This is a genomic window from Streptomyces sp. NPDC054770 (genome assembly GCF_053611985.1).
Genome location: NZ_JBSHBL010000150.1, coordinates 1 through 12,040 on the forward strand (window position 1 = coordinate 1; position 12,040 = coordinate 12,040).

Consider the following 12,040-nt stretch of genomic DNA (forward strand, 5'->3'; position numbering starts at 1 on the left):
GCACACGCGCGTGTGCCGCCCCCCTTCGCCGTCCACTGGGCCGCCGGGGCTTACTGGGCGGCCAGACCGCCGTTGCGCTCGTTCGGCTCCAGGTCGAACTCCCCGTCCCGCGCGCCCAGCACGAACGCCCGCCACTCCGCCTCCGTGTACCGCAGCACGGTGCCGTGGTCGAGCGAGGACCGCATGGCCACCGCACCCTCGGGCAGGTAGGCGATCTCGACCCGCTCCTCGTCCTGCTCGGTACCGGGCGCGCAGTGCCACTCGACGCCCGAGATGTCGAGCGCGTAGAGCTCGTCCCGTTCCCGCTCCTTGCGCGCCTTCATCTCCTCAGCCGTCTCGCTCATCCCGCAGCGACCCCTTCCCCTCGTACATGGGCTGTGACCGTCACACTAGTGGCGGGCGTACCGGGCCCGTACCTTCTTCCGCATCCCCGGGACAGAGCCCCCTACCGGCACTGGTACCCTGGACGACGGCCGTTTGTGTACGCACCGTCGGAGTCCCCAGGGGACCCTGTCGGCCGCGCCCAGCGGATCCCCGCCTCCCGAGTAACGGAAGCTCCCCCGAGACAAAGACCGGGGGCACTCGGTGGCCATTCGAAGACTACGAGGAGTACGCGTGTCGCTCGACGCCGCTACGAAGAAGCAGATCATCACCGAGTTCGGTACCAAGGAGGGCGACACCGGCTCCCCCGAGGTCCAGGTCGCCATGCTGTCGCGCCGGATCTCCGACCTGACGGAGCACCTCAAGGTCCACAAGCACGACCACCACTCCCGCCGTGGTCTGCTGATCCTGGTCGGTCAGCGCCGTCGCCTCCTGCAGTACCTGGCGAAGAAGGACATCCAGCGCTTCCGTGCGCTGGTGGACCGCCTGGGCATCCGCCGCGGTGCGGCGGGCGCCAAGTAAGACGCCGTGAAGGGAGCGGTTCCCGGAGAGACACCCGGGGCCGCTCCCTTTGCCGTACGTGCGGAAACGTGCGGAGTGTCACTCACGCTTTGTAGTGTGGTAGCACAACGCAATACGCACGACACGTAACGACGTACGGCACAGCACAACGACGTACGACACAGAACGAGGAGAAGCGCACCCAAGCCGCCGCCGGTCCTCGGTAGTGGCCCCCGGGGGGAAGCGAGCCCCGGGTGCTTCGATCGAAGACCGGCCCGCACCGCACGGCGCGCTTCTCCGCAACCGTCCCCCCGCCACACGGGCGAGAGGGACGAAGACGAGGAGAAAACACTAGTGGAGAACGAGACCCACTACGCCGAGGCCGTCATCGACAACGGCGCCTTCGGCACCCGCACCATCCGTTTCGAGACGGGCCGCCTGGCCAAGCAGGCCGCCGGCTCCGCCGTGGCGTACCTGGACGACGACACCATGGTGCTGTCGGCCACCACCGCCTCCAAGAACCCCAAGGACCAGCTCGACTTCTTCCCCCTCACGGTGGACGTCGAGGAGCGGATGTACGCCGCCGGCAAGATCCCGGGTTCCTTCTTCCGCCGTGAGGGCCGGCCGAGCGAGGACGCGATCCTCACCTGCCGTCTGATCGACCGCCCGCTGCGCCCGTCCTTCAAGAAGGGCCTGCGCAACGAGATCCAGGTCGTCGCCACCATCATGGCGCTCAACCCCGACCACCTGTACGACGTCGTCGCGATCAACGCCGCGTCCGCGTCCACCCAGCTGGCCGGTCTGCCCTTCTCCGGCCCGATCGGCGGCGTCCGCGTCGCGCTGATCAACGGCCAGTGGGTGGGCTTCCCGACGCACTCCGAGCTCGAGGACGCCGTCTTCGACATGGTCGTCGCGGGTCGCGCCCTGGAGGACGGCGACGTCGCGATCATGATGGTCGAGGCCGAGGCCACCGACAAGACCATCCAGCTGGTCAAGGGCGGCGCCGAGGCGCCCACCGAGGAGGTCGTCGCGGCCGGTCTGGAAGCCGCGAAGCCCTTCATCAAGGTGCTCTGCAAGGCCCAGGCCGACCTCGCCGCGAAGGCCGCCAAGCCGACCGGTGAGTTCCCGATCTTCCTCGACTACCAGGACGACATCCTGGAGGCGCTGTCCGCCGCCGTCCGCCCGGAGCTGGCCTCCGCGCTGACCATCGCGGGCAAGCAGGAGCGCGAGGCCGAGCTGGACCGCGTCAAGGTGCTCGCCGCCGAGAAGCTCCTGCCGGAGTTCGAGGGCCGCGAGAAGGAGATCTCCGCCGCGTACCGCTCGCTCACCAAGCAGCTGGTCCGCGAGCGCGTGATCAAGGAGAAGAAGCGCATCGACGGCCGTGGCGTGACGGACATCCGTACGCTCGCCGCCGAGGTCGAGGCCATCCCGCGGGTGCACGGTTCCGCCGTGTTCGAGCGTGGCGAGACCCAGATCCTGGGCGTCACCACCCTCAACATGCTCCGGATGGAGCAGCAGCTGGACACCCTCTCCCCGGTGACCCGCAAGCGCTACATGCACAACTACAACTTCCCGCCGTACTCCACCGGCGAGACCGGCCGCGTCGGCTCCCCGAAGCGCCGCGAGATCGGCCACGGCGCCCTCGCCGAGCGCGCCCTCGTGCCGGTCCTGCCGACCCGCGAGGAGTTCCCCTACGCGATCCGCCAGGTGTCCGAGGCCCTCAGCTCCAACGGCTCGACCTCCATGGGCTCGGTCTGCGCCTCCACCATGTCGCTGCTGAACGCCGGTGTGCCGCTGAAGGCCCCGGTCGCCGGTATCGCCATGGGCCTGATCTCCCAGGACATCGACGGCGAGACGCACTACGTCACCCTCACCGACATCCTCGGTGCGGAGGACGCCTTCGGCGACATGGACTTCAAGGTCGCCGGCACCAAGGAGTTCGTCACCGCCCTCCAGCTCGACACCAAGCTGGACGGCATCCCGGCCTCCGTCCTGGCCGCCGCCCTCAAGCAGGCCCGGGACGCCCGCCTCCACATCCTCGACGTGATGATGGAAGCGATCGACAAGCCGGACGAGATGTCCCCCAACGCGCCGCGGATCATCACCGTGAAGATCCCGGTCGACAAGATCGGCGAGGTCATCGGCCCCAAGGGCAAGATGATCAACCAGATCCAGGAGGACACCGGCGCCGAGATCACCATCGAGGACGACGGCACCATCTACATCGGCGCCTCCGACGGCCCGGCCGCCGAGGCCGCCCGCGCCACCATCAACGGCATCGCCAACCCGACGATGCCCGAGGTCGGCGAGCGCTACCTGGGCACGGTCGTGAAGACGACGACGTTCGGCGCGTTCGTCTCCCTGCTGCCCGGCAAGGACGGTCTGCTGCACATCTCGCAGATCCGCAAGCTGGCCGGCGGCAAGCGCGTGGAGAACGTCGAGGACGTCCTCGGTGTGGGCCAGAAGGTCCAGGTCGAGATCGCCGAGATCGACTCCCGCGGCAAGCTCTCCCTGATCCCCGTGGTCGAGGGCGAAGAGTCTGCCGACGACACGAAGGACGACGCCGAGCAGTGACGTCCGACGGCTCCCAGGCGACGGCCCGCACCTCTTCGGAGGCGCGGGCCGTTGCCCGTACGCAAACCCTGATCAAGGGCGAGAACGGCATCGGCACGGTGCGCAAGACCACCCTCCCCGGCGGCCTGCGCATCGTCACCGAGACCCTGCCCTCGGTCCGCTCCGCGACCTTCGGCATCTGGGCCCACGTCGGCTCCCGCGACGAGACCCCCGCCCTGAACGGCGCCACCCACTACCTGGAGCACCTGCTCTTCAAGGGCACCACACGCCGCTCCGCCCTGGACATCTCCTCCGCCATCGACGCGGTCGGCGGCGAGATGAACGCGTTCACGGCGAAGGAGTACACGTGCTACTACGCGCGCGTGCTCGACACCGACCTGCCGCTCGCCATAGACGTCGTCTGCGACATGCTCACGGGCTCCCTGATCCTCGAGGACGACGTCAACGTCGAGCGCGGCGCGATCCTCGAAGAGATCGCGATGACCGAGGACGACCCCGGCGACTGCGTGCACGACCTGTTCGCGCACACCATGTTCGGCGACAACGCCCTGGGCCGCCCGGTCCTCGGCACGGTCGACACGGTCAACGCCCTCACCGCCGACCGCATCCGCCGCTTCTACAAGAAGCACTACGACCCCACCCACCTGGTGGTCGCGGCCGCCGGCAACATCGACCACAACAAGGTCGTACGACAGGTCCGCGCGGCCTTCGAGAAGGCCGGCGCCTTCAGGAACACCGCGGCCGACCCCATCGCCCCGCGCGACGGCAGCCGTACGATCCGCACCGCCGGCCGCGTCGAACTGCTCGGCCGCAAGACCGAACAGGCACATGTCGTCCTCGGCATGCCCGGCCTCGCCCGCACCGACGACCGCCGCTGGGCGCTCGGCGTGCTCAACACCGCCCTCGGCGGCGGCATGTCCTCCCGGCTCTTCCAGGAGGTCCGCGAGAAGCGCGGCCTGGCCTACAGCGTGTACTCCTACACCTCGGGCTTCGCCGACTGCGGCCTGTTCGGCGTCTACGCCGGCTGCCGGCCCTCACAGGTGCACGACGTGCTCAAGATCTGCCGGGACGAACTCGACCAGGTCGCCGAGTACGGCCTGCCGGACGACGAGATCGGCCGTGCCATCGGCCAGCTCCAGGGCTCCACCGTGCTCGGCCTGGAGGACACCGGCGCGCTGATGAACCGTATCGGCAAGAGCGAACTGTGCTGGGGCGAGCAGATGTCCGTCGACGACATGCTGGCCCGGATAGCGGCGGTGACCCCGGACGAGGTCCGCTCGGTCGCCCGCGACATCCTGGGACAGCGCCCGTCGCTGTCGGTCATCGGCCCGCTCAAGGACAAGCAGGCCGCACGCCTGCACGACGCCGTCGCCTGACACACCACCGGTAAGGAACGAAGAAGATGAGCAAGCTGCGCGTGGCGGTCCTCGGCGCCAAGGGCCGGATCGGCTCCGAGGCGGTCAGGGCGGTCGAGGCCGCCGAGGACCTGGAGCTGGTCGCCGCCCTCGGCCGGGGCGACAAGCTGGAAGCGCTGGAGGCGTCCGGCGCCCAGGTCGCGGTCGAACTCACCACCCCCGCCTCGGTGATGGGCAACCTCGACTTCTGCGTGCGCCACGGCATCCACGCCGTCGTCGGCACCACGGGCTGGACGGACGAGCGCCTCGCGCAGCTGAGGGGCTGGCTCGCCCAGTCCCCGGAGACCGGCGTGCTCATCGCCCCGAACTTCTCCATCGGCGCCGTGCTGACGATGAAGTTCGCCCAGGTCGCCGCGCCGTACTTCGAGTCGGTGGAGGTCGTCGAACTCCACCACCCGAACAAGGTGGACGCCCCGAGCGGCACGGCCACGCGAACGGCCCAGCTCATCGCCGACGCCCGCCGCGCGGCCGGTACGGCCCCCGCCCCGGACGCCACAGCCACCGCCCTGGACGGTGCCCGCGGCGCGAACGTCGACGGGATCCCCGTCCACGCCGTCCGCCTCCGCGGCCTCCTGGCCCATCAGGAGGTCCTGCTGGGTGGCGAGGGCGAGACCCTCACCATCCGCCACGACTCCCTCCACCACAGCAGCTTCATGCCAGGCATCCTGCTCGGCGCCCGCCGGGTGGTGACCACTCCGGGCCTGACCTTCGGCCTGGAGAACTTCCTGGACCTGGGCTGAGTTCCGGAAGGCCCCTGCTCATGCGCGCGAAGCTCTCCTACGCCCTCACGGCCGCCGTCCTCCTCTTCTACTTCGTCCTGGTCGGCAGCCGGGGCGTGATGCTCATCCAGACCGGCACGGTCCTCACCGTCACCTTCGGGGTGGCGGTGCTGATCCTGCCGGTCATCGGCCTGTGGTTCCTGTGGAAGAACACCCAGTTCGTCCGCAAGGCCAACGCCCTTGCCGCCGCACTCGACGCCGAGGGCGGCCTGCCCGTGGACGAGCTGAAGCGCACGCCCGGCGGCCGGATCGACCGGGACTCGGCCGACGAGGTCTTCGCCAAGCGCAAGGCCGAGACCGAGGCCGCCCCCGACGACTGGCGCAGCTGGTTCCGGCTCGCCGTCGCCTACCACGACGCCCGCGACACCCCGCGCGCCCGCAAGGCGATGCAGCGCGCCATCGCCCTGCACGAGGGCAGGCCGGTGGAGGCCTGAGCGGCAGTCGTACGACGAAGGGGGCCGGCCCGCACACCGCGGACCGGCCCCCTTCGCACATGTACGTACCGCTATCCGTACCGTTAGCCGCGCCGGTACTCCGCGGCCCATGCCTCCACCGCGTCCGCAGCCCGGTCGAAGGCCGACATCCGGCCCACGAAGTCCATCCCGTGCGTGGTCAGCAACGGTCCGGTGTCCTCCGGAGCGCGGTCCTTGCGCACGAGGGTCAGCGCCTGCCCCTGCACGGTCCGCGGCAGACCCAGCCAGCGCACCGGCTGCTGCGCCGTACGCACCGCGACGACCCGCTTCCAGGGCACCGTCCGCGTGTACAGCAGACCCACCTGACGCACTCCGTACGCGCTCACCCACACGCCCATGCGCAGTATCCGCAGCGCGGCGGCGATGATCAGCAGCGCGAAGCCGAGGACTACGCCGGCGGAGGACAACGAGCCGGTCAGGGCCAGGGCGACCGCCGCGAACAGCACGAACGAGGCGAGCAGCAGCCAGAGGGCGGCTCCGCCGACCCGCCACGGCCCGGGCCGGTAGGGGCGCCGCCAGCGGTCCCGGTCGTCGTACGGGAGGGCGTTGTCGAGCGCCGCGTCATAGGTGCGGTCGGCCGTCAGGAAGGGCAGGGGCACGGCTGGTCCTCACTCAATCCATGCGTGGGCTGTGCCCGGTGAGGCTATCCGCCCGTGTCCCCGCCCACCACTCACGGGGGTCCGGAAGAGTTCAGTGCCCCTGGGAGGCCTGTGACTGTTGCGTCCCTGCGTCGGACGGCGTGGACAGCGCCGGCATGCCGAGCACCAGCGAGCCCACGAGCCCGGCCACGATGGTGAGCCCGAGCAGCCACCGCCCGGCTATCTGACTCACGGAGGACCGCTGACGGGGCGGTGGAGCCACATTGCTCCGGAACCTGTCGGCTTCGGCGAGGAAGGCGAACGGAACCGGTTCGCGCCGACCGAACATGGGCGGTGCATCCCCTCTCGGGATCGAACGACTGTCTGTCATCTACACAGACGGGCGAGTGACCCGAAAGGTGCCCGGTTTCACCGAATTCACAGAAATTCGCCGGTGTATGTCGCGCCCCGGTACCGAACGCCCCGATGTCGGTACCGGCCCGTAGAGTGGGCGCCGCCCGAGAGAAGTGATGGAAGGACCCGCCGAGCCGTGACCGACACCCCCGCCGACGACCTCAAGCCCAGCTTCCGCAGCGACGTCACCGTCGACCTGGTCAAGCACAGCGCGGCCGACTCCGACGTGCTGTGGGCCGCACGGGTCTCCACCGCAGGCGAGCAGTCCCTGGACGAGCTGAAGAAGGACCCGGAGCGTTCCAAGGGCCTCATCAACTACCTGATGCGGGACCGGCACGGCAGCCCCTTCGAACACAACTCGATGACCTTCTTCATCAGCGCCCCGATCTTCGTCTTCCGCGAGTTCATGCGGCACCGGGTGGGATGGTGCATCGCCGGGGACACGGAGATCACCCTGGAGAGCGAGGCGGGCCACCTGCGCCGGCGCACCATCGCCGAGCTGTACCAGCTCTGGCACCTGGGCGTCGAGGACCGCCTGCCGCACTCGGCCGGAGGCGTGACCTGGCACAGCCGGGCGGGCAAGTGGATGGCCCAGGTGCGACGCGGCGACACCAACCACTACCTCGGCCTGTATGAGAACCGTGAGGCGGCGGAGTCCGCCGTCGCCGAGTTCCGGGAGCTCCACCCCAGCACCCGCATTCGCAAGCTCGAATCGGTCCGCCGCAACCACGTGCGCTGCTATGACGAGGAGACCCTGCTCGCCCAGCGGGCGAGGATCGTCGACGTGATCGAGTCGGGTGTGAAGCCGCTCGTCAAGATCACCACCGCTTCGGGCAAGACCCTCCGCTGCACGGTCGACCATGCCCTCTTCACCCCCGAGGGCTGGTGCAAGGCGGGAGAGCTCACCGTCGGGGATGCTGTCCTGGTCGCCGGCACGGCGCAGCGCCCGTCGCAGGGCCTGGTCCCGCCGAGCCTGCGCCGCGGCATCGGCGTATGGACCTCGATGCAGCGCGAGCGGCTGATCAAGGAGGTCGACACCTGCCACCTGTGCGGTCACGACTTCCCCCGGGAGCAGCTCGCCCTGGACCACGTCGTCCCGGTGGCCGGTGACCTGCTCCAGGCCCTCGACGAGAAGAACCTCGCTCCCGCCTGCGAGCCGTGCCACGCCACCAAGAGCGCGGGGGAGCAGGCGCTGGCCCAGCGTGGCGGCAAGATCGCCGAGGCGGTGCCGGACCAGGTCGTCGCCATCGAGGCGGACGGCGAGGAGATGACCTACGACCTCTCCGTGGAAGGCCCCTGGCACAACTTCCTCGCGAACGGTTTTGTCGTCCACAACTCGTACAACGAGGAGTCGGGCCGCTACCGGGAACTCCAGCCGGTCTTCTACGTCCCCGGCGAGGACCGCAAGCTGGTGCAGCAGGGGCGTCCCGGCAAGTACGAGTTCGTACCGGGCACCGAAGCCCAGCAGGAGATCGTGGAACGCTCGATGCAGGAGTCGTACATCCAGGCGTACGAGCGCTACCAGGAGATGCTCGCCGCCGGCGTCGCCCGTGAGGTCGCTCGGGCGGTGCTGCCCGTCGGGCTCTTCTCCTCGATGTACGCCACCTGCAACGCCCGCTCGCTGATGCACTTCCTCGGGCTGCGCACCCAGCACGAGCTGGCCAAGGTGCCGTCCTTCCCGCAGCGGGAGATCGAGATGGTCGGCGAGAAGATGGAGGCGGAGTGGGCCAAGCTCATGCCGCTCACCCATGCGGCCTTCAACGCCAACGGCCGGGTCGCGCCGTAGCGGCACCCGCCGGTCGCGATTCTTGTCGTGTTCGGCACAGATGTACGGATCAGCCTCGCGAAGTGTCCGTATTGCGGCATTTAGCGAAGTTCATCTAGCCTGATCAAACGGACCCGGCACTGCTTGAACCCCCGAGCAGGCAGTGCCGGGCTCCGCATTTGTCCGGACTTTCCCCGCACCCCAAGGGCAGACCGCGCCGTGAGCACCGAGTAGCGTGTAACCCATGGCTCCGACCTCCACTCCGCAGACCCCCTTCGGGCGGGTCCTCACCGCCATGGTCACGCCGTTCACGGCGGACGGCGCACTCGACCTCGACGGCGCACAGCGGCTCGCCACCCACCTGGTGGACGCAGGCAACGACGGCCTGATCATCAACGGGACCACCGGCGAGTCCCCCACCACCAGTGACGCGGAGAAATCGGACCTGGTACGAGCCGTACTGGACGCGGTCGGCGACCGCGCCCACGTGGTGGCCGGAGTCGGCACCAACGACACCCACCACAGCATCGAGCTGGCCCGCCAGGCCGAGCGCGACGGCGCGCACGGCCTGCTGGTCGTCACGCCGTACTACAACAAGCCCCCGCAGGAGGGCCTGTACCGGCACTTCACCGCCGTCGCCGACGCCGCCGGGCTGCCCGTCATGCTCTACGACATCCCCGGCCGCAGCGGCGTCCCGATCAGCACCGAGACATTCGTCCGCCTCGCCGAGCACCCGAGGATCGTCGCCAACAAGGACGCCAAGGGCGACCTCGGCCGTTCGAGCTGGGCCATCTCGCAGTCCGGCCTCGCCTGGTACTCCGGCGACGACATGCTGAACCTGCCGCTGCTCTCCGTGGGCGCCGTCGGCTTCGTCTCGGTCGTCGGCCACCTGGTCACCCCCGACCTGCGGGCCCTCGTCGACGCCTACACCTCCGGTGACGTCGTCAAGGCCGCCGAGATCCACCAGAAGCTGCTCCCCGTCTACACCGGCATGTTCCGCACCCAGGGCGTCATGACCACCAAGGCCGCGCTCGCCCTCCAGGGACTGCCCGCAGGACCCCTGCGCGCACCCATGGTCGAGTGTTCGGCCGAGGAGATTGCCCAGCTCAAGATCGATCTTGCCGCCGGCGGGGTACAACTCTGACAACAGACTTCTGCGCGGCCGTCCGCGCAGCAACGCTTCACAACTGAATAGGCGGGACCATCGGTGCCCGCACCCAGCAAGGACAACGACAACTGCTTATGCACGAACGTCACGCACGCCACGTGCCCGACCGGTACGTGGCGTGCGTGGTGAGGAGAGTCTTTTGAGTCATCCGCATCCTGAACTCGGCGCCCCGCCGCAGCTCCCCGAAGGTGCGCTCCGCGTCACCCCGCTCGGCGGGCTCGGCGAGATCGGCCGAAACATGACCGTCTTCGAGTACGGCGGCCGTCTGCTCATCGTCGACTGCGGAGTGCTCTTCCCCGAGGAGGAGCAGCCCGGAATCGACCTGATCCTGCCGGACTTCTCGTCCGTCCGGGACCGCCTCGACGACATCGAGGGCATCGTCCTCACCCACGGCCACGAGGACCACATCGGCGGCGTCCCCTACCTCCTCCGGGAGAAGCCGGACATTCCGCTGATCGGCTCCAAGCTGACCCTCGCCCTCATCGAGGCGAAGCTCCAGGAGCACCGGATCCGCCCCTACACCCTGGAAGTGGCCGAGGGCAGGCGCGAGCGCGTCGGACCCTTCGACTGCGAGTTCATCGCCGTCAACCACTCCATCCCGGACGCCCTGGCCGTGGCCATCCGCACGCCGGCCGGCATGGTGGTCCACACCGGCGACTTCAAGATGGACCAGCTCCCGCTGGACGGTCGTCTGACGGATCTACACGCGTTCGCACGGCTGAGCGAGGAGGGCATCGACCTGCTCCTCGCCGATTCGACGAACGCCGAGGTCCCGGGCTTCGTCCCGCCAGAGCGGGACATCTCCAACGTCCTGCGCCAGGTCTTCGCCGGTGCGCGCAAGCGGATCATCGTGGCGAGCTTCGCCAGCCACGTCCACCGCATCCAGCAGATTCTGGACACGGCCCACGAGTACGGCCGCCGGGTCGCCTTCGTCGGCCGCTCCATGGTCCGCAACATGGGCATCGCGAGGGACCTCGGGTACCTGAAGGTCCCGCCGGGCCTGGTGGTCGACGTCAAGACGCTCGACGACCTTCCCGACCACGAGGTGGTCCTGGTCTGCACGGGCTCCCAGGGCGAACCGATGGCCGCCCTGTCCCGGATGGCCAACCGCGACCACCAGATCCGCATCGTCGACGGCGACACCGTCATCCTGGCCTCGTCGCTCATCCCCGGAAACGAGAACGCGGTCTACCGCGTCATCAACGGCCTGACCCGCTGGGGCGCCAACGTCGTCCACAAGGGCAACGCCAAGGTGCACGTCTCCGGCCATGCCTCCGCCGGTGAGCTGCTGTACTTCTACAACATCTGCCGGCCGAAGAACCTGATGCCGGTCCACGGCGAATGGCGCCACCTGCGTGCCAACGCCGAGCTCGGCGCCCTCACCGGCGTCCCGCACGACCGCATCGTCATCGCCGAGGACGGCGTCGTCGTCGACCTCGTCGCGGGCAAGGCCAAGATCTCCGGCAAGGTCCAGGCGGGTTACGTGTACGTCGACGGCCTCTCGGTCGGCGACGTCGGCGAGCCGGCGCTCAAGGACCGCAAGATCCTCGGCGACGAGGGCATCATCTCGGTCTTCGTCGTCGTCGACTCGTCCACCGGCAAGATCACCGGCGGTCCCCATGTCCAGGCCCGCGGCTCCGGCATCGACGACTCCGCGTTCGCGGACGTGCTCCCGAAGATCTCGGAGGTCCTGGAACGCTCGGCCCAGGACGGTGTCGTGGAGCCTCACCAGCTGCAGCAACTGATCCGCCGCACCCTCGGTAAATGGGTCTCCGACAGGTATCGGCGCAGGCCGATGATCCTGCCGGTGGTCGTGGAGGTCTGACGCGCGTACAGCGTTCGTACGACCCCTCGTACGCGTGAACCCGGAGCGGGGGGGGGGGGGGTGGGTGGGGGGGGCCCCCCCCCCCGGGGGGTTGGGGTGGGGCCACCCCGGCCCCACCCGGCGAGAGGGGGGGGGGAGACTGGGGCGCCCCGCGGGGGGGGGATAGA

General features: G+C 69.4%; 10 protein-coding genes and 3 pseudogenes. 10 read left to right on the plus strand and 3 right to left on the minus strand.

All coding sequences use genetic code 11. From position 1 onward, the window contains the following. Positions 1-50: 50 nt before the first annotated feature. The gene (locus ACWGKQ_RS51095) at positions 51-344 is read right to left on the minus strand and encodes a DUF397 domain-containing protein (protein WP_181804473.1); all 294 of its coding nucleotides are present in this window, start codon (positions 342-344) and stop codon (positions 51-53) included. A gap of 271 nt (positions 345-615) precedes the next feature. On the opposite strand from ACWGKQ_RS51095, the gene rpsO reads away from it, so the two are divergent. The 5 genes from rpsO to ACWGKQ_RS51120 all read left to right on the plus strand — a co-directional run bounded on the left by rpsO (position 616) and on the right by ACWGKQ_RS51120 (position 6,084). Then, positions 616-903, plus strand: coding sequence for a 30S ribosomal protein S15 (gene rpsO / locus ACWGKQ_RS51100; RefSeq protein WP_089098391.1), 288 nt, complete (start codon positions 616-618; stop codon positions 901-903). A gap of 333 nt (positions 904-1,236) precedes the next feature. Then, positions 1,237-3,456, plus strand: coding sequence for a polyribonucleotide nucleotidyltransferase (locus ACWGKQ_RS51105; RefSeq protein ID WP_453298993.1), 2,220 nt, complete (start codon positions 1,237-1,239; stop codon positions 3,454-3,456). After that, complete coding sequence (locus ACWGKQ_RS51110; protein WP_453298994.1) at positions 3,453-4,832, plus strand: M16 family metallopeptidase; 1,380 nt, start codon at positions 3,453-3,455, stop codon at positions 4,830-4,832. Before ACWGKQ_RS51105 ends, ACWGKQ_RS51110 begins: the two co-directional genes overlap by 4 nt. 26 nt (positions 4,833-4,858) lie before the next feature. Then, positions 4,859-5,611 carry a 4-hydroxy-tetrahydrodipicolinate reductase gene (gene dapB / locus ACWGKQ_RS51115; RefSeq protein ID WP_453298995.1) on the plus strand — a complete coding sequence of 251 codons (753 nt, stop codon included), beginning with the start codon at positions 4,859-4,861 and terminating at the stop codon, positions 5,609-5,611. A 20-nt stretch (positions 5,612-5,631) separates the two neighbouring features. Next, a complete protein-coding gene (locus ACWGKQ_RS51120; protein ID WP_453298996.1) occupies positions 5,632-6,084 on the plus strand; it encodes a hypothetical protein in 453 nt (150 codons plus the stop codon). Between the two features lie 83 nt (positions 6,085-6,167). On the opposite strand, the gene ACWGKQ_RS51125 is transcribed toward ACWGKQ_RS51120, so the two are convergent. Both ACWGKQ_RS51125 and ACWGKQ_RS51130 read right to left on the minus strand, forming a co-directional pair. Next, positions 6,168-6,722 carry a hypothetical protein gene (locus ACWGKQ_RS51125; RefSeq protein WP_453298997.1) on the minus strand — a complete coding sequence of 185 codons (555 nt, stop codon included), beginning with the start codon at positions 6,720-6,722 and terminating at the stop codon, positions 6,168-6,170. Between the two features lie 91 nt (positions 6,723-6,813). After that, complete coding sequence (locus tag ACWGKQ_RS51130) at positions 6,814-7,050, minus strand: hypothetical protein (protein ID WP_453298998.1); 237 nt, start codon at positions 7,048-7,050, stop codon at positions 6,814-6,816. Positions 7,051-7,251: 201 nt separating this feature from the next. On the opposite strand from ACWGKQ_RS51130, the pseudogene ACWGKQ_RS51135 reads away from it, so the two are divergent. The 5 genes and pseudogenes from ACWGKQ_RS51135 to ACWGKQ_RS51155 all read left to right on the plus strand — a co-directional run. Then, positions 7,252-7,542, plus strand: a pseudogene (locus ACWGKQ_RS51135) (FAD-dependent thymidylate synthase); the annotation flags it as partial. Between the two features lie 159 nt (positions 7,543-7,701). After that, positions 7,702-8,448, plus strand: a pseudogene (locus tag ACWGKQ_RS51140) (HNH endonuclease); the annotation flags it as partial. Continuing rightward, positions 8,449-8,901: pseudogene (gene thyX / locus ACWGKQ_RS51145) on the plus strand (FAD-dependent thymidylate synthase); the annotation flags it as partial. A gap of 223 nt (positions 8,902-9,124) precedes the next feature. Beyond that, positions 9,125-10,024, plus strand: a complete 900-nt coding sequence (gene dapA / locus ACWGKQ_RS51150) for a 4-hydroxy-tetrahydrodipicolinate synthase (protein WP_453298999.1) — start codon at positions 9,125-9,127, stop codon at positions 10,022-10,024. A 163-nt stretch (positions 10,025-10,187) separates the two neighbouring features. After that, positions 10,188-11,873, plus strand: a complete 1,686-nt coding sequence (locus ACWGKQ_RS51155; RefSeq protein ID WP_453299000.1) for a ribonuclease J — start codon at positions 10,188-10,190, stop codon at positions 11,871-11,873. The last annotated feature ends 167 nt before the right edge of the window (positions 11,874-12,040 follow it).